Here is a 16909-nt window from a genome sequence, read left to right on the forward strand (position 1 = left end):
TTCTCTCCCACTAATCCGGAAAGGGCCAGACTAACCGAACGGCTCGCCGGCGGGCGGCGTCACCCGCGCATCCGGGCCGGTCAGCGAGGTCGGGCGGCCTCGGCCGAGGTCTCCGGCGGGGCGTCGTCGATCTCGAAGAACTCCGGGAGCGGCGCCCGGCCGGCCAGGTGCAGCAGGCGCGGCAGGAGCTTGCGCCGCGCGGCGCGGGTCGCGGTCACCGCGTTGTTGTAGAAGCTGCGCGCGTACGCGACCTTCCGGACGGCGGCGTCGAGCTCCTCCAGCAGCGCCGCGCCGTCCTCACGCCCGGCGAGGGTGTCGCGGAAGCCGGGCTGCTCGACGACGGCCCGCAGCGCGCGGGACAGGTCGCTCTCGGCGAACTCCCGGTTGTCGGCGTCGGCGATGCGGGCCTCGTGCGCGGCCGCGGCCAGCAGCAGGCTGGTCGCCGGGTCGAGCAGGCGGGAGGCGGCGAGCTCCAGGGCGACCGCCGCGCGCCGGACGAGCGCGACGTCGAGTCCGGCGCGCGCGGTCTCGAGGCGTACGTGCAGCCGGTCGATCCGGGTGGCGCGCCAGGAGACGTAGACGCCGAGCAGGAGGAGGACCGCGGCGGCGAGTGCGACGTTGAGCAGGGTGTGGTACACGGTCAGCCCGCCGACGTCTCGACGACGGTGCTGTCCCCGGCCACGGTCTCGTACACGCGGACGACGTCACGGGCGACCGTCGACCAGTCGTAGGCGCGCACGGCGGTCCTGGCCTCCGCCGAGAGCTGCTTGCGGCGGGCCGGGTCGTCCAGCAGCTCCGCCGCCGCGGCGGCCAGCGCCTCGGCGTCGCCCACCGGGAACAGCGCTCCGGCCCGGCCGTCGAGCAGCACGCGCCGGAACGCCTCGATGTCGCTGGCGAGGATCGGCGCGCCGGCCGACATGGCCTCGGCGAGCACGATGCCGAAGCTCTCCCCGCCGGTGTTGGGCGCGACGAACACGTCGACGGAGTGCAGGGCGCGGACCTTGTCGGCCTCGCTGACCAGGCCGAGCAGGACGACCCGGTCGCGAAGGTCCGGGGAGACCCGGGCCAGGACCTCCTCCTCGTCGCCGGGCCCGGCCACCAGCAGGCGGAGGCCGGGACGCCGCCGCGCGAGGATCTCGAAGGCGGCCAGCAGGATCGGCAGGCCCTTGCGCTGCTCGTCCATGCGGCCGAGGAAGCCGAGCGCGCCGTCGTCTCCGGGCCAGCCGGGCAGCGGCTCGGCCATGGCGTAGCGCTCGGTGGTCACGCCGTTCGGGATGAGCACGGCGTCGCCGCCGAGGTGCTCGACGAGGGTCTTGCGGGCCTTCTCCGACACCGCGATCCGCGCGGTGATCTTCTCCAGGGCGCTCTGCAGGATCGGGCCGGCCGCCGACAGCGCCCGTGACCGCTCGAACGAGGCGTGGAACGTCCCCACGATCGGCCCGTCGGCGGCCCAGCAGGCCAGCAGCCCGAGCGAGGGCGCGGCCGGCTCGTGCACGTGGAGGACGTCGAACCCGCCCTCGCGGATCCAGCGGCGCACCCGGCTCGCGGACAGGAACCCGAAGGCCAGCCGCGCCACCGAGCCGTTGTACGGCACCGGGACGGCGCGTCCCGCGGACACGACGTACCAGGGCAGCGGCGAGTCCTCGTCGGCGGGCGCGATCACCGACACGTCGTGGCCGAGCGCGACCAGCGCCTCGGCGAGGTCACGGACGTGCTGCTGCACACCGCCGGGAACGTCCCACGTGTAGGGACAGACGATTCCGATCTTCACCGGCCGCCCGTCCTTCCCGCCGCCCGCGCCGTCTCGGTCATCTCAGCTCACCGGAGATCCTCGAGCCAGACCCGCTGGAGCATGTGCCAGTCCTCCGGGTGGGCGGCGATGCCGCCGGCGAAGACGTCCGCGAGGGACTGCGTCATCGTTTCGACCTTGTCCCGCCGGTCTCCCTCGTCGGGCACGGGGATCTCCTCGTGGACCTGGACGGCCCAGTCGGCTCCTTCGTACCACAGGGTGACCGGGCGGAGCGCGGCGCCCGTCTCGACGGCCAGCGCGGCCGGGCCCGCGGGCATCTTCGCGGTGTGGCCGAAGAACTCCACCTCCACGCCCGACGCGGTGAGGTCACGGTCGGCGACCAGGCAGACCAGGCGGCCTTCGCGCAGCCGGGCGGCCAGGGTGCGGAAGACGTCGCCGTCGCCGCCGGTGGCCGGGAGGACCTCCATGCCGAGGCTCGCTCGATACGCGATGAACCGGTCGTACAGCGACTCGGGCCGCAGCCGCTCCATGACGGTCGTGAACGGCACCCCGGTCAGCGTGATCCAGGCGCCCGCGTGGTCGTAGTTGCCCATGTGCGGGAGGGCCGCGACGACGCCGCGCCCCGCGTCGATGTCCTTGCGCAGGTCTTCGATGCCGGTGATGCGCATGCCGGACAGGATCCGCTCCCGGCTCGTCGCGGGCAGCCGGAACGCCTCCATCCAGTAGCGCAGGTACGAGCGCAGGCCCCGGCGGCTCAGCGCGCGCAGGTCCTCATCGGAGACCTCGGGGCCGACGACGCGGCGGAGGTTCTTCTCCAGCTGCCGTACGCCCCGGCCGTGCTGCCGCCACGTCCGGTCGGCGATCAGCATGAAGATCTCCCGGGCGACCGGCTCGGGCAGCCGCCGGACCGCCGCCCAGCCGAGCGCGTACGCCGCGTCGGAGACCTCGTCCCTCATGACACCTCGTCCCTCATGACGGCTCGCTCACCTCGAGGACGTCGAGCTGACGGCGCACGGCCACGAACCGCTGCACGACCGTGATGGCGCTGGCCAGCGAGAGCAGCCACAGCCCGATGGCCAGGACGTACGGGACGCCGAGCCCGTCGAGGCCGATCGCGACCAGGCTGACGATGAGCCGCTCGCCGCGCTCGGCGATGCCGACGGTCGCGCCGACGCCGATGCCCTCGGCGCGCGCCCGCGCGTACGAGACGAGCGCCCCGGCCACGAGGCAGAACAGCGCGAGGCCGATCATCAGCAGGTCCTGGTGGTCCTGCCGGGCGAAGTAGAAGATCAGGCCCGCGAAGATCGCCGCGTCGGACACCCGGTCCATGTTGGAGTCGAGGAAGGCGCCGAACCGGCTCGTCCTCCCCGTGACCCGCGCCACCGCGCCGTCGAACATGTCGAAGAACACGAAGACCGTGATCACGACGGTTCCCCAGAAGAACTCGCCGCGCGGGTAGAAACCGAGCGCGCCGCCGACGACACCGCACGTGCCGATGAGAGTGATCGCGTTCGGGGTGAGACCGGTGCGGGCCAGCGCCCGGCCCACCGGCGTGATCACACGCGAGAGCGCCGGCCGCAACTGGTTGAGCATTGCCATCCTCTGATCGTGTTCTGGCCGCGATTTCATCGCCCCGTGGCCGTAGCCGCGCCACCCCCTGGGCGGGCCAATCGTAGTGCGTGGCGTCGGTGCAGGTGGGAACGGCTGATATCAGGCAGGCCTCAACCCGATCCTGGTCACCCCTTGTGATATGAGGCCGGGGCGGTAATGGTGGTGACCACGGGTGTGGCACCCGTCACACCCATCCGTCCTTTGGAGGTGGGCACGTGGCGGACAAGACAGCTCCCCAAGCCGCCGGCAGGGCACCAGCGGTCGACCAGCCCGACAAGATTCGCAACATCGCGCTGGTCGGCCACTCCGGAGCGGGTAAGACGACGCTCGTCGAGGCGCTGCTCGCTGCGACCGGTACCATCCAGCGGCCCGGTCGCGTCGAGGACGGCTCGACGGTCAGCGACTACGACGAGGTCGAGATCCGCCAGCAACGCTCGGTGAACCTCTCGCTCGCCTCGTTCCTGTACGGCGGGACCAAGGTCAATCTGCTCGACACCCCGGGCTACGCCGACTTCGTCGGTGATCTGCGGGCCGGGCTGCGGGCGGCCGACGCCGCGCTGTTCGTGGTGTCCGCGGTCGACGGCGTCGACGGCCTCACCCGGATGCTGTGGGAGGAGTGCGCGCTGGTCGGCATGCCGCGCGCGGTCGTCATCACCAAGATCGATCAGCAGCGCGGCGACTTCGACGAGGTCCTCACCGCCTGCCAGGACGCCTTCGGCGACGGCGTCCTGCCGTGCTACTTCCCGTGCGAGGCCGGCCTGATCGGGCTGCTCACCGGGCGGTGTTTCGACTACTCCTCCGGCGAACGCGTCGAGCGCGACCCCGACCCGCAGTTCCTGGACCGTCTCGCCGAGCAGCGCGGCGCCCTCATCGAGGGGATCATCCAGGAGAGCGAGGACGAGACGCTCATGGATCGCTACGTCTCCGGGGAGCAGATCGACGTGAAGGTCCTCATCGAGGACCTGGAGAAGGCCGTGGCGCGCGGCAGCTTCTATCCCGTGCTGGCCACCTCGGTCCCGCACGGGGACCATCCCGGGCCGGTGATCGGGATGCGCGAGCTCCTCGAGGTGATGACGCAGGCGTTCCCGTCGCCCATGGAGCACGGCATCCCCGCGGTCACGCGGGTGGACGGCTCGCCCGCGAAGGACCTGACCTGCGACCTGGACGGCCCGCTGGTGGCCGAGGTCGTCAAGACCACCTCCGACCCGTACGTCGGCCGGATCTCGCTCGTCCGGGTGTTCTGCGGCACGCTCCGGCCGGACGACACCGTGCACGTCTCCGGGCACGGCATGGCGGACCGCGGCCACGAGGACCACGACGTCGACGAACGGGTCGGCGCGATCACCTCCCCGCTGGGCAAGGCCCAGCGCACGATGGCCTCCTGCATCGCCGGTGACATCTGCGCGGTCGCCAAGCTCACCCACGCCGAGACCGGCGACACGATCTCCTCCAAGGACGCCCCGCTGCTGATGGCGCCCTGGTCGATGCCGGACCCACTGCTGCCGACGGCGATCCGCGCCAGGTCCAAGGCCGACGAGGACAAGCTGTCCCAGGCGCTGGCGCGGCTGGTGGCCGAGGACCCGACGCTGCGGCTGGAGAACAACTCCGAGACCCGCCAGCTCGTCCTGTGGAACATGGGCGAGGCGCACGCCGACGTGCTCCTGGACCGGCTGCGCAGCCGGTACGGCGTCGAGGTGGAGACCGTGCCGCTGCGGGTCCCGCTGCGCGAGACGTTCAGCGGCAAGGCGCGGGGCCTCGGCCGGCACGTCAAGCAGAGCGGCGGCCACGGGCAGTACGGCATCTGCCACATCGACGTCGAGCCGCTGCCGTCGGGCGGCGGGTTCGAGTTCATCGACAAGATCGTCGGCGGGGTCGTCCCGCGGCAGTTCATCCCGTCGGTCGAGAAGGGCCTGCGGATGCAGATGGAGCGCGGGGTCCTGGCGGGCTACCCGCTCGTCGACATCCGCGTCACCCTGCACGACGGCAAGGCGCACTCGGTGGACTCCTCCGACATGGCGTTCCAGACGGCCGGGCAGCTCGCGCTCAAGGACGCCGCCGGGAAGACGCAGATCCTGCTGCTGGAGCCGGTCGACGAGGTATCGGTGCTCATTCCGGACGACTACGTCGGCGCGGTGATGTCGGACCTGTCGTCCCGGCGCGGCCGGGTGCTCGGCACCGAGACCATCGCCGGGGGCCGTTCGCTGATCAGAGCGGAGGTCCCCCAGTTGGAGATCACCCGGTACGCCATCGACCTGCGGTCGATGTCGCACGGCACCGGGACGTTCAGCCGCTCGTTCCTGCGGTACGAACCGCTGCCGTCGCACCTGGCCGAGAAGGTCGCCGCCGAGTCGAGGGAGTGAGCGCGCGCCGTGTCACCCGTACCCCTGCCGTGCGGGTGACACGGCCGTACCGGACCCTCCCGGAGGACGGAACGATCATCCTCCGGGATGACGCATTGTTAACCGCGCGTTTGAGATGATCCCGGTATGGCTGATACGGGGGCTGAGGAGCACGGCAGGCGCGGCGTTCTACGCGCCGTCGCTCTCGGCGGCGCGGGTACGGCGGTCGGGCTCGCCGCGGGAGCGGCGATCGACTCGGCGGAGGCGGCGCCCGCCACGCCCCGCTCGGCGATGGGCGTGCCCTCGGCGGGGCCCTGGCGGCCGGTCGACGGGCACGTCGACGTGACCTGGGCCGTGAACACCTCTCAGAAGCTGGTGGCCCTCACGTTCGACGACGGCCCGATGCCGAACTGGACACCCATGGTCCACGACATCCTCGACGAGGAGAACGTCAAGGCCACGTTCTTCCTCGTCGGCCAGCGCCTCGTGCGCAACGCCCGCCTCGTGCACGGCCGGATGGACCGGCACGAGGCCGGCAACCACACCTGGGCGCACCAGAACCTCGCCCGGCTCGACCACCGGGCGGCGCTGGCGCAGATGCAGCGCGCGCACGCCGCCATCACGGAGATCACCGGCCGGGAGCCACGGCACCTGCGCCCTCCGTACGGCAACATCGGCGGCACGACGCTCAGCGCGGCGGGCGTCCTCGGCTACAACCTCGTCCTGTGGTCGATCAAGATGCTCGAGAAGACCTTCGAGAAGCACCCGCCCAAGCTGGTCGACTACATCGTCGGCAACACCGCGCCGGGCACGATCCTGCTCGCGCACGACACCGGCCACCCGGACCGCCTCGTCGCCCTGAAGAACCTCTCCGCGATGATCCGCGGACTGCGCGCGAAGGGCTTCGAGTTCGTCACCGTCTCCGAACTCATCGAGGCGGGCGCCGCGGCGCCGGGCACGCACCCGGCGCGCTGACCCCGACGCGCGGAACCGGCCGCCGGCTCAGCGGGCGCCGGGGCGCTCGGCGGCGGGCAGCGCCCAGGCCGGGGTGCCGCCGGGCAGCCGGTGGCAGTTGTTCGCGATGAGGCGATACAGCCCGTGCGCGGCCCAGCGGAACGGCGGGACCCGTGTGAGGAGGCCGAGCGGCCGCCAGAACCCGCCGGCGCGCATCAGCAGCCGGGCCACCGCCTGCGCCCCGCCGTGCACCCGGCCGTCCTCGACCCAGAGCACCTCGTGCTCGGCGCGTTCGGCGGTCGTGCCGAGCGCCGCCAGATCCGCGTGCTGGAAGGGGATGACCTCGGCGTCCGCCGGCACCCGCGGCCACCGCCGCCCGGAGGGCGCGGTGTCCCCGACGAGCCGCACGGCCTTCGTGCAGATGCCGCAGTCCCCGTCGTACACCAGAACCGGTCGCGTCATAGGCCCCATCCTCGCCGAGCCTGATCACCGCCGGCGACACGGGGCCCCCGCGTCATGCCACCGGCAGGACCGCGGTTGCGCCTCAGCCGATCTCCGATCCCTGTGACCGGGCGAAATGCGACTGGAGGGCGAGGAAGACCTCACGGCGGTCCCGTCCGAGCAGCGCCGCCGACTCCGCGGCCAGATGGGCGGCTCGTAGTCGCCACCGAACCGCCGCGTGATCGCGCGCCTGCGCAGCGTCCTGCGACGACCGTTGAGCACCGAAGTGCGGGTGTACGGAACCGGGTCAGTCGTGCGGCCAGGCGTCCGCGATGATCTGCCGGGTCTCACGGAGCAACTGGGGCAGCACCTTGGTCTGGCCGATGACCGGCATGAAGTTCGTGTCACCGCCCCAGCGCGGCACGACGTGCTGGTGGAGGTGAGCGGCGATGCCCGCGCCGGCGACCGTGCCGAGGTTCATGCCGACGTTGAAGCCGTGCGCGCCGCTCGCCTTGCGCAGCGCGGTGATCGCGTCCTGGGTCAGCCGGGCGACCTCGGCGGTCTCCGCGTCGTCGAGTTCGGTGTAGTCCGCGACGTGCCGGTACGGGCAGACCATGAGGTGACCGGAGTTGTACGGATAGAGGTTGAGGACGGCGAACGCGCTGTTCCCGCGCCGGACGATCAGTCCGTCCTCGTCGCTCATCTTCGGGATCTCGCAGAACGGGCAGCCGTCGCCCGCTCCGGCACCGGTGGGCTTGCTCTCGCCCTTGATGTAGGCCATCCGATGCGGCGTCCACAGGCGCTGGAACTGGTCGGGCTCCCCGACTCCGTACTGTTCCTCATGGTCGGACTCGGTCATGCCAGCAGCATAGGGCCGATGCGGGACCTGACCACCTGCGGGTGCCGACCGAGCGCTCGGTCACCGCGGCTGTGGCGGTCACGTTGCTGCCGCAGTGGTCACCTTGTCGCCGCGATGGTCACGTTGCCGTCGACGGTGACCGCCAGATGACCGGTTCGCCAGGCTCGCCACGTCAACACCGACGTCGAAGTAGCTGATGTGGTTCCCGGCGAGCAGCGACGACCAACGATCAAACCGTCACTCGACGCAGTTGCCACCGCCATTGGAACTGTAGGTGCTGGTGCGCCAGACGACCGCGGTGTTCACGCTCACTCGAACTCCTCCGCCAGGGCCGCCACGAAGCCGACCGACTCGCTCTCGGTGAGGGCGGCCTTCTCCAGACGATCGTACATACCGGCGATTCGCTCGGCCTCCACCGATTCGACGTACAACGCACCGGCGGGCCCCTCCACGTAAGCCACCTCCGGGAAAGGATGAAAGGATCCGACATCTTGAGTAGTTGGAACCCGCCGTTGGGACTCGCATGCGCGCCGACGCTGAACGGCAGTACTCGGAGTGCGATGTTCTCTCGCTCCGCCTGGACACCGATGTGGCGGAGTTGCTCGGCCATGACCTGGGCACCCCCGACCGGGCGGCGCAGGACCGCCTCGTCGAGAATGACGGAAAGACGTACGGAAGGGTTGCGGTCGAGAATTCCCTTCCTTGACATGCGCAGATCCACCCAGTGCCGTACTTGCTCTTCCGAGGCGTCTGGATCCACTGCCCGGATCATCGCCTGTGCGTACTCGCGCGTCTGCAGGAGGAACAGCAGCGCCGCCTGACTGTACGCCCGCATCGTCTCGGTTCGGCTTTCGAGCCAGACGAGGTCGATGAGGGAGTCGTCGACCTGGCCGGAGTACTTGTCCCACCAGCCCTTCTGCCAGACCTCGGTGGCGAGATGGAGGAGGATCTCGCTACCACGGCAGGGGGATCATCACCCGGCTCAGGGCACGGCTTCGCCGCCGGCCGGAGGTACCCCGGCTGTTCGCGCTCGTGCGCGAGGACGACGGGGACGGGACCGAGTTCGTCGCCTGGGGCATGGCCTTGCCCGACGGGCGGGCGGTCACCTTCGGCAGGGGCAATGTCGGAGAGTGGTCGGGCCCGGCGAGCGCCGCCCGGCTGATGTTCGCCGACCTGCGGTGGCTGTGAGCGGCGAAGAAAAATGATCCCTGGCGTGTGCTGCGCTCTTGGCACAGCACACGCCAGGGAATCACAGGCGGTCTCAGACCTGGGTGCGGCTCTCGACGGCCCTGGCGATCTCTTCGACGGCCTCGTCGATCGAGACGCCGTTCTTCTGCTCGCCGTTCCGATAGCGGAACGACACGGCGTCCTTGGCCACGTCGTCGTCGCCGGCCAGGAGCATGTACGGCACCTTCTGCTTCTGGGCGTTGCGGATCTTCTTCTGCATCCGGTCGGAGGAGGTGTCGATCTCGACCCGGATGCCCCGCTCGCGCAGCCGGTCGGCGACCTTCTCCAGGTGCGGGACGTGCGCGTCGCTGATCGGGATGCCGACCGCCTGCACCGGCGACAGCCACGGCGGCATCGCGCCCGCGTAGTGCTCGACCAGCACGCCCAGGAAGCGCTCGACCGACCCGAACAGCGCGCGGTGGATCATCACCGGGGTCTGCCGGGTGCCGTCGGCCGCCTGGTACTCCAGGCCGAAGCGCTTCGGCTGGTTGAAGTCGAGCTGGATGGTGGACAGCTGCCAGGTCCGGCCGATCGCGTCCTTGGCCTGAACGGAGATCTTCGGCCCGTAGAACGCGGCGCCGCCCGGGTCGTCCACCAGGTCCAGGCCGGACTCCCCGGCCGCCTGGCGCAGCGCCTCGGTCGCCTCGGCCCAGTCGGCGTCGTCCCCGATGAACTTGTCGGAGTCGTCCTTGGTGGACAGCTCCAGGTAGAACTCCGAGAGACCGAAGTCGCGCAGCACGCTGAGCACGAAGGTCAGCAGCGACTTGATCTCGTCGCCCATCTGCTCCTTGGTGGTGTAGATGTGCGAGTCGTCCTGGGTCATGCCGCGCACGCGGGTGAGCCCGTGCACCACGCCCGACTTCTCGTACCGGTAGACCGAGCCGAACTCGCACAGCCGCAGCGGCAGCTCACGGTAGGACCGCCCGCGCGCCCTGAAGATCAGGTTGTGCATCGGGCAGTTCATCGGCTTGACGCGGTACTCGACCTGGTCGACCTCGAAGGGCGGGAACATGTCCTCGCCGTAGTACGGCAGGTGGCCGGAGATCTCGAACAGCGACGACTTGGTGATGTGCGGGGTGTTGACGAACTCGTACCCCGCCTCCTGCTGCCGCCGCCGCATGTAGTCCTCCATCTCCTTGCGGATGATTCCGCCCTTGGGATGGAAGACGGGCAGGCCGCTGCCCAGCTCCGGCGGGAAGGAGAACAGGTCGAGCTCGGCACCGAGCCTGCGGTGGTCGCGCTTCTCGGCCTCCTCCAGGAACTTGAGGTACTCGTCCTGCTTCTCCCTGGACTCCCACGCGGTGCCGTAGATGCGCTGCAGCTGTGGGTTCTTCTCACTGCCCCGCCAGTAAGCGCCGCCGGACCGCATCAGCTTGAACGCGGGGATGACCCGGGTGGTGGGCAGGTGCGGGCCGCGGCACAGGTCCTTCCAGCGCAGCTCTCCGCTCTTGGCGTCGAGGTTGTCGTAGATGGTCAGCTCGGCGCCGCCCACCTCGACGTTCGCGCCCTCCGCCTCGGCCTCGACCGGGCCGGAGCCCTTGAGGCCGATGAGCTCCAGCTTGTACGGCTCACCGGCCAGCTCGGCGCGGGCGTCGTCGTCGGAGACCGGGCGGCGGGAGAACCGCTGGCCCTGCTTGACGATCTCGCGCATCCGCTTCTCGATGCGCTTGAGGTCCTCGGGGGTGAAGGGCTCGGCGACGTCGAAGTCGTAGTAGAAGCCGTTCTCCACGGGCGGGCCGATGCCGAGCTTGGCCTCGGGGAACAGCTCCTGCACGGCCTGGGCCATGACGTGCGCGGTCGAGTGCCGCATGATGGCCCGGCCGTCGTCGGAACCGATCTCCACCGGCTCGACGATGTCGCCGTCGCTCAGCTCGGCCGCCAGGTCGCGCAGCTCACCGTTGACACGGGCGGCGATGACGGTGCGGCCGTCGGCGTCGAGCGCCGCTCCGGCGGTGGTGCCGGCCGCCACCACACGCTCGCTTCCGTCGAGGGTGATGCGCAGCTCAGACACGGGAACTCCTCGATGGTCAGGGATGTCGGGATCGAATGCTATCGATTGTGCGGGTCCGGGGGACGCCGTCGACTCCATGGTCGCTCCTCTCGCGTGGCGGGAGCGAACCGGGACAGCAGCGAGGCCCCGGGATCGCTCCCGGGGCCTCGGCCGTGCAGGTCAGTGCAGGCGGCCGTCGCGCCGGGACTCGCCCGGCGTCGTCGTCTGGGACATGGCCGCCATGCGGTCATGGTATCAGCGCCCGATCGCGCGCCACGCGGCTTTCCGGGCGGCGGAGCGCGGCGCCACGTGCAGCCGCCCGTCGGCGCCGAGCGCGCACACCTGCGTGCCGTCCGGCAGCGGCGCGGGCACCCCGATCAGCCGGGAGGGCGGCAGGACGCCGATGACGGGCGCCTCGCCGTCGAGGTGGGCCGCGGCCCGTACGGGCACCGTGCCCTCCCAGGCTCTCGATCTCATGGGCCGGGAGATCGCCAGGGTCCGGGCGGTCCACGGCTCGCGGAACATGACCTGGACCCGGCCGCCGACCGCCTCGGCGGCCAGTGGCGCGATCGCACCCGCCACCGGCAGGACCCCGGCGAAGACGGGCGCCCTGCCCGGCCGGCGCTGGCGCCACCAGAGGACCTGCGAGCGGGTCGCGGCGAACAGTTCGACCAGCCCGTCGTCGGTGACGACCGCGGCCAGGCCGTCCTGGACGTCGCCGTACCGCCGGTGCCTCTTCTTCGGCTGCGGCGAGACGACCTGCCTCATGTCGACGCCCGGCAGGTCCGTCCACGCCCGGGTCCAGCCGCCCGGGCCGAGGAACCGGGCACTCACTCCCCCGCGCCCGTTGCGCACGAAGACGGCGACCGTGCCGGAGCCGTCGACCACGGCCACCGGGGCCCCGGCCTGGTTGTGGATGTTCTTCGGATCGGGCCGGCCCAGCGACCGCCAGCCCCCCTGGTCGTACGCGACGACCTCGCCCGTGTCGGTGCGCAGGCCGAGGACCACCGGCCCGGCCGCCGCCACGGCCGGCGCCAGGGGGCCTCCCGGGTCGCCGAGGGAGCGGGGAGCCGACCAGTGGCCGCCGGTCCGCCGCCAGACGAGCAGGCGGCCCGCGCCCACCGCGTACACGGCGTCCGCGGCGGTGAAGCCGGTGCCCCGCGGCCAGCGGTACACCATGCGCGCCTCGTAGGCGTCCCAGTGGGGGTTCTCGGAGCTGATGCGGTAGTCGTGCGCGGAGTAGGCGGCGAACACCCGCCGCTTGTCCCGGTTGTCGGCCTCACCGAGGTTCACCGCCAGGTTGCGGATGTTGTAGTCCCGGTAGTTCACCTGCAGGAGCGGCTGCTCGGGATGGCGCGCGGCGTGGCGGCGCACCGCCTCTGCGGCGAAGTGCGCGGCGGCGATGTGATCGGGGTGGTCCGCGCTGTACCTCTCGTCCGGCGCGACGTCCTGGGAGCGCACGACGGTCGGCCGGAAACTCTGGATCAGGCCCCCGAGCGCGGTCAGGACGTCCTCCCGGCTCAGGCAGCGCCGGTACGGCGATCCCTCCGGGGCCTGCGTCCATCCGCACACGTCCGCGTGGCCGGTGGCGCTCCACAGTCTTCCCAGCGTGTGCCATCCCAGGCTGGCCCGCGGGTCGCGCCCGTCCGGCACGAGCAGGAACACCAGCCGGACGTCCGGCCGGTCGACCAGGGCGTACGACAGCAGCCGCAGCGTCCCCACGGTGAGGGTCTCCCGCCGCCACCGGTTCCGTACGCCGAGCATGAGGGCGTACGCCGTCCGCACGCCGGTCTCCCGGTCGGCGGTGTAGGCGTTCACGTCGTGGGTGTCGGGCGGGATGCCGGCCTTGCTCTCCCCGGCGCTCAGGTAGACGGTGAGGTGCGGCGAGCCGGCGCGCAGCGACTCCGAGAGGTCGGGGGTCATGAAGAGCAGGTCGTCGTCCTCGTGCGCGACGATCTGCAGGTAGCGCGCGCGGGCGGCCGGTGTGCCCGGCGCCGCCGCGCCGTGCCGGTCCGCCGGCCGGCCACGGCCCTCCGACAGCAGGCCGAGGCCCGTTCCGAGCCCGGCTGCGGCGACCGCTCCCACCAGGAAGAACCGTCGCCGCCCGAACCCGGGCGAAACAGGCTCAGGAGCGGGCGGTTCGGTGGGCATGCGGCACTGACTCCAAGATCGGGACAAGGGTGCGTAACCGAACGAGTATCGCGGAATCAGGGCACTCCTGCGGGTGGAACCGAAGCCCTTCCTGGTCGAGTAAGCTGGGCGCCGCGAAGGGGAGTAGTCCCGCCGGCCGGTCGTCGACATACTGGAGCGCTCCAGCTCCCGGTGCCCGGGCCCCACGACAGGGGTGGACGAGACCTTCGGCCGTCGGTGACCCCTGTCACCGTGAGCCGAGGTCGTCTCTCTGTCTCACGGTGGCCCGATTCTCGAGGAACACATGCTTCACGTCGTGATCCTGCTGGCCTGCGCCGTTGCGATCTACCTGTCCTGTGAGTGGTTCGTCAACGCCGTGGAGTGGCTCGGTGTCCGCCTGAAGGTCGGACCGCTCGCCGTCGGAACCCTGCTGGCCGCGTTCGGCACGGCGCTCCCGGAGAGCGTCGTCACCTTCGTCGCCGTGGTGTTCGGCTCAGGTGCCCAGCAAAAGGACATCGGCGTCGGCGCGGCGATGGGCGGTCCCCTGGCCCTGGCCACCGTCGCCTATGGCGTGACGGGATTCGTGCTGCTGACGAGGCGGCGGAAGGTCCAGGCCGCCGCCCGTACGGCCGCGCCCGTCGGCGGCGGGGTCATGACCGCCGCGCCGCCCGAGACCCCGGCCGGCGGTACGGATCGGGACGACCTCGGCGACATCCGCAAGCTCGCCCGCGACCAGCGCTGGTTCCTCGCGATCTTCGTCGTGAAGGTGGCGCTGGGACTGGTCGCCTTCGCGTTCAAGCCCTGGCTCGGCCTGGTGTTCTTCGGCGCGTACGCCGTCTACTTCTGGCGGGAGCTGCGCGACGGCGGTGAGGGCGGCGACGGCGCCGACCTCGAGCCGCTGCTCCTGCAGCGCCGTCGCGAGGTGCCCGCGACCTGGGCGGTCGTCACGCAGACCCTCGTGACCCTGATGATCATCTTCTTCGCGTCGCAGCTGTTCGTCCACCAGCTCGACGTAATCGGCCCGATGATCGGCCTGCCGGCGGCGGTGACCGCCCTGCTGCTCTCCCCCATCGCCACCGAACTGCCCGAGATCATGAACGCGATCATCTGGGTCCGCCAGGGCAAGACGCCCCTCGCGCTGGCGAACATCAGCGGCGCGATGATGATCCAGGCCACCGTGCCGTCCGGGCTGGGCATCCTGTTCACGCGCTGGCGGTTCGACTCCGCGCTGCTCCTGGCCGGCGTGGTGACGATGGCGGCCATGGTCTACCTGCTGGCGATGCTGCGGAGCGGCCGGCTGAACGCCCGGTCGCTGACCGTGGCGGCCGCCTTCTACGCGGTCTTCGGCCTCTGCCTGATCCCGATCCTGTCCTGATCGGCGGACCGCGGCGGAACGCCGGCCGGCCCGGCCGGCGTTCCGTCCGCCTGCGTCAGGACTTCTTCGCCAGGCGGCTGCGCACGTCGTCCATGTCGAGGGCGCGGACCTGCTCGATCAGGCTCTCCAGCGACTCGGCGGGAAGCGCGCCGGGCTGGGCGAACACGATGACCCCGTCACGGATCGCCATGATGGTCGGGATCGACCTGATATCGAAGCGTTCGGCCAGCTCCTGCTCGGCCTCGGTGTCGACCTTGCCGAAGACGACGTCCTCGTGCTTGACCGAAGCCTCCTCGTAGATCGGCGCGAACATCCGGCACGGCCCGCACCAACTCGCCCAGAAGTCGACCAGCACGATGCCGTCGCCGCTCGCCGTCTTGTCGAAGTTCTCGGCCGTCAGTGTCGTCGTGGCCATTGAAGCTCCTCGTCATTGGATACCGGCGACCCGTCGGGCCGCCATGTCACTCGACAACACCGCGGTGGGGACGGTGATTCCAGCACGCCCGCACGACCCGGCCCGTGGAGCGGCATCACCTGGAAGCCTTCGGATTCGCGGGGGCGACCACCCGGCGGATCGCCCCCGCCACGAATCCGAACGTTCCGCTCGTCACTCAGAACGCGGTTCGACGCCGGTCAGCAGCACACGAGACCGCCCGGTGCCGGTATGGCCAGCGCCACCGCTACCGAGGCCGCCGACCCGGCCGACGCGGCGGACTCCGATGTAACGGAACCGGCCATCCCGCTTACGATCAGTGACCCAACAGTTGAAACAACTACCAGCGCTATGACCCTGCGCAGACGTGACATTCTTTCTTATCCTTTCCTGTGGCAGTGTCATTTTCTTCTAGAGGCGGGCGAGATGCCAGAGCAAGAATCACTCGGTGAACGGATTCGGTCTTTGCGGCTGCGCAAGAACCTCTCTCAGGCACAGCTCGCCTGGCCGGAACTCTCCGACAGCTACGTCTCACTCATCGAGAGCGGCAAGCGCACGCCGGCGCCGAGTATGATCGCGTTGCTGGCGCGCAAGCTCGACTGCTCTGAGTCATATCTGCTGACAGGAGTCAGCGAGGAAGCGATCGCCGGTCTCCGGGAAACCCTGCGTTACGCGCACATCGCTCTGGAGAACGGCGCGGCCGACGAGGCACGCATCCGTTTCGCCGAGGTATCGGCGCACCCCGCCGTGACCGATATTCCCGGGCTCGAACACGAAGCGTGCTGGGGGCACGCCCTCGCGCTGGAGGCGACCGGCGCACTGAAGGAGGCGCTCGGCGAGCTGGAACGCGCGGCGAGGATGATCTCCCCCACCACCGAGCCCGACCAGTGGGCCAAGGTCCACACCGCGCTGATCCGCTGTCACCGGGAGCTCGGTGACCTGACGACCAGCATCCAGGTCGGCGAGAAGGCCCTCGATCAGCTCACCGCGATGGGCGGCCAGTGGACCGACGCGATGGTGATGCTCGGCTCGACGATCCTCGGGGCGTACATCTATCGCGGTGATCTCGCCTACGCGCGCCAGTTCGCCGACATGCTGACCGTGCGGGCGGAGGCCATCGGCACGCCCAAGGCGCGGATGGCCGCCTATTGGAACGCCGCATGGGCGGCCGAGCTCAGCGGCGACGCGCCGGGCGCGCTCAAGTTGGCCGAGCGCGCCATCGCGCTCCTGGGCGAGGAGGACGACGCCCGGAACCTGAGCCGGCTCCGGGGGGCCTACGGTCACTTCCTGCTCTGCGCGCGGCCGGACCGGGCGGAGGAGGCACTCAAGGTGCTCCGGCAGGCGCAGCGCGAGATGGAGTCCACCGCGACGAGCACCGTCGACCTCGCCTCCTGCCTGCTGCACCAGGCTCGCGCGGAGATCATCCTCGGCAACCCCGTGGAGGCGGCGAGCCTGGCCCGGCGGGCGGCCGATCTGCTCAGTGACACCGCCGGCCAGGACATCGCGGAGGCCTACACGGTGCTCTCGGAGGCGCAGGCATGCCTCGGCCAGCGGGAGGAGGCGGTGGCCGCCCTGTTCCAGGCGGTCGACTACCTGGAGAAGATGGAGGCGCACCGGCCCGCGGCGCGCGCCTGGTTCGACCTGGCGGAGCTGCTGGGCGCGGCGGGCCAGGCCGACGGCCAGAAGGTCGCGTTCCAGCGAGCCCTCGCCTGCATGGGGCTGTGACCGCGACATCACGACCACGGAACGCCGGCACGACCGCGAAACGCCGGGAGGGCGCCGGCCGATGAGAGATCGACC

General features: G+C 71.0%; 15 protein-coding genes and 1 pseudogene. 5 read left to right on the forward strand and 11 right to left on the reverse strand.

All coding sequences use genetic code 11. From position 1 onward, the window contains the following. Positions 1 to 80: 80 nt before the first annotated feature. Genes NE235_RS06390 through pgsA form a run of 4 tightly spaced genes read right to left on the reverse strand, consistent with a single transcriptional unit; the run spans position 81 to position 3343 of the window. A complete protein-coding gene (locus NE235_RS06390; protein ID WP_252800015.1) occupies positions 81 to 638 on the reverse strand; it encodes a hypothetical protein in 558 nt (185 codons plus the stop codon). A 2-nt stretch (positions 639 to 640) separates the two neighbouring features. After that, complete coding sequence (locus tag NE235_RS06395; RefSeq protein WP_252800016.1) at positions 641 to 1771, reverse strand: glycosyltransferase family 4 protein; 1131 nt, start codon at positions 1769 to 1771, stop codon at positions 641 to 643. Between the two features lie 47 nt (positions 1772 to 1818). Continuing rightward, on the reverse strand, positions 1819 to 2706 hold the full coding sequence (locus tag NE235_RS06400) for a phosphatidylinositol mannoside acyltransferase (RefSeq protein ID WP_252800017.1): 888 nt from the start codon (positions 2704 to 2706) through the stop codon (positions 1819 to 1821). 13 nt (positions 2707 to 2719) lie between these two features. Beyond that, positions 2720 to 3343 (reverse strand): phosphatidylinositol phosphate synthase, encoded by a 624-nt coding sequence (gene pgsA, locus NE235_RS06405; protein WP_252800286.1) that lies wholly within the window; start codon positions 3341 to 3343, stop codon positions 2720 to 2722. Positions 3344 to 3576: 233 nt separating this feature from the next. Between pgsA and NE235_RS06410 the strand changes: the two genes are divergently transcribed. Then, positions 3577 to 5721, forward strand: coding sequence for an elongation factor G-like protein EF-G2 (locus tag NE235_RS06410; RefSeq protein ID WP_252800018.1), 2145 nt, complete (start codon positions 3577 to 3579; stop codon positions 5719 to 5721). Positions 5722 to 5847: 126 nt separating this feature from the next. After that, a complete protein-coding gene (locus tag NE235_RS06415; protein ID WP_252800019.1) occupies positions 5848 to 6675 on the forward strand; it encodes a polysaccharide deacetylase family protein in 828 nt (275 codons plus the stop codon). Between the two features lie 27 nt (positions 6676 to 6702). On the opposite strand, the gene NE235_RS06420 is transcribed toward NE235_RS06415, so the two are convergent. The 4 genes and pseudogenes from NE235_RS06420 to NE235_RS38595 all read right to left on the reverse strand — a co-directional run. Next, the gene (locus NE235_RS06420; RefSeq protein WP_252800020.1) at positions 6703 to 7116 is read right to left on the reverse strand and encodes a thiol-disulfide oxidoreductase DCC family protein; all 414 of its coding nucleotides are present in this window, start codon (positions 7114 to 7116) and stop codon (positions 6703 to 6705) included. A 286-nt stretch (positions 7117 to 7402) separates the two neighbouring features. Continuing rightward, positions 7403 to 7954 carry an HIT family protein gene (locus NE235_RS06425; RefSeq protein ID WP_252800021.1) on the reverse strand — a complete coding sequence of 184 codons (552 nt, stop codon included), beginning with the start codon at positions 7952 to 7954 and terminating at the stop codon, positions 7403 to 7405. A 308-nt stretch (positions 7955 to 8262) separates the two neighbouring features. After that, positions 8263 to 8406 carry a hypothetical protein gene (locus tag NE235_RS06430; protein WP_252800022.1) on the reverse strand — a complete coding sequence of 48 codons (144 nt, stop codon included), beginning with the start codon at positions 8404 to 8406 and terminating at the stop codon, positions 8263 to 8265. 89 nt (positions 8407 to 8495) lie between these two features. After that, positions 8496 to 8789: pseudogene (locus tag NE235_RS38595) on the reverse strand (DUF5753 domain-containing protein); the annotation flags it as partial. 197 nt (positions 8790 to 8986) lie between these two features. On the opposite strand from NE235_RS38595, the gene NE235_RS06440 reads away from it, so the two are divergent. Continuing rightward, a complete protein-coding gene (locus tag NE235_RS06440; RefSeq protein ID WP_252800024.1) occupies positions 8987 to 9142 on the forward strand; it encodes a hypothetical protein in 156 nt (51 codons plus the stop codon). A 73-nt stretch (positions 9143 to 9215) separates the two neighbouring features. On the opposite strand, the gene thrS is transcribed toward NE235_RS06440, so the two are convergent. Together thrS and NE235_RS06450 are read right to left on the reverse strand one after the other, a co-directional pair. Continuing rightward, a complete protein-coding gene (gene thrS / locus NE235_RS06445) occupies positions 9216 to 11192 on the reverse strand; it encodes a threonine--tRNA ligase (RefSeq protein WP_252800025.1) in 1977 nt (658 codons plus the stop codon). Between the two features lie 234 nt (positions 11193 to 11426). Further along, the gene (locus tag NE235_RS06450; RefSeq protein WP_252800026.1) at positions 11427 to 13322 is read right to left on the reverse strand and encodes a PIG-L family deacetylase; all 1896 of its coding nucleotides are present in this window, start codon (positions 13320 to 13322) and stop codon (positions 11427 to 11429) included. A gap of 283 nt (positions 13323 to 13605) precedes the next feature. Here NE235_RS06450 and NE235_RS06455 point away from each other — a divergent pair, with 283 nt between their 5' ends. Further along, on the forward strand, positions 13606 to 14676 hold the full coding sequence (locus NE235_RS06455) for a sodium:calcium antiporter (RefSeq protein WP_252800027.1): 1071 nt from the start codon (positions 13606 to 13608) through the stop codon (positions 14674 to 14676). A 55-nt stretch (positions 14677 to 14731) separates the two neighbouring features. Here NE235_RS06455 and trxA read toward each other — a convergent pair whose 3' ends face one another. Continuing rightward, positions 14732 to 15091, reverse strand: coding sequence for a thioredoxin (gene trxA / locus NE235_RS06460; protein WP_252800028.1), 360 nt, complete (start codon positions 15089 to 15091; stop codon positions 14732 to 14734). 444 nt (positions 15092 to 15535) lie between these two features. Here trxA and NE235_RS06465 point away from each other — a divergent pair, with 444 nt between their 5' ends. Further along, positions 15536 to 16834: a helix-turn-helix domain-containing protein gene (locus NE235_RS06465; RefSeq protein WP_289848279.1), complete on the forward strand. Its 1299-nt coding sequence runs from the start codon at positions 15536 to 15538 to the stop codon at positions 16832 to 16834. The last annotated feature ends 75 nt before the right edge of the window (positions 16835 to 16909 follow it).

It is taken from the genome of Actinoallomurus spadix (assembly GCF_024055725.1).
In the GTDB taxonomy this organism is placed as follows: Bacteria; Actinomycetota; Actinomycetes; order Streptosporangiales; family Streptosporangiaceae; genus Actinoallomurus; species Actinoallomurus spadix.

What these genes read in the sequence shown, in the direction of transcription:
- NE235_RS06420 (WP_252800020.1), bottom strand. Translation starts at nt 7,116, where the DNA reads ATGACGCGACCGGTTCTGGTGTACGACGGGGACTGCGGCATCTGCACG.
- NE235_RS06400 (WP_252800017.1), bottom strand. Translation starts at nt 2,706, where the DNA reads ATGAGGGACGAGGTCTCCGACGCGGCGTACGCGCTCGGCTGGGCGGCG.
- pgsA (WP_252800286.1), bottom strand. Translation starts at nt 3,343, where the DNA reads ATGCTCAACCAGTTGCGGCCGGCGCTCTCGCGTGTGATCACGCCGGTG.
- NE235_RS06455 (WP_252800027.1), top strand. Translation starts at nt 13,606, where the DNA reads ATGCTTCACGTCGTGATCCTGCTGGCCTGCGCCGTTGCGATCTACCTG.
- NE235_RS06425 (WP_252800021.1), bottom strand. Translation starts at nt 7,954, where the DNA reads ATGACCGAGTCCGACCATGAGGAACAGTACGGAGTCGGGGAGCCCGAC.
- NE235_RS06465 (WP_289848279.1), top strand. Translation starts at nt 15,536, where the DNA reads ATGCCAGAGCAAGAATCACTCGGTGAACGGATTCGGTCTTTGCGGCTG.
- NE235_RS06415 (WP_252800019.1), top strand. Translation starts at nt 5,848, where the DNA reads ATGGCTGATACGGGGGCTGAGGAGCACGGCAGGCGCGGCGTTCTACGC.
- NE235_RS06450 (WP_252800026.1), bottom strand. Translation starts at nt 13,322, where the DNA reads ATGCCCACCGAACCGCCCGCTCCTGAGCCTGTTTCGCCCGGGTTCGGG.
- trxA (WP_252800028.1), bottom strand. Translation starts at nt 15,091, where the DNA reads ATGGCCACGACGACACTGACGGCCGAGAACTTCGACAAGACGGCGAGC.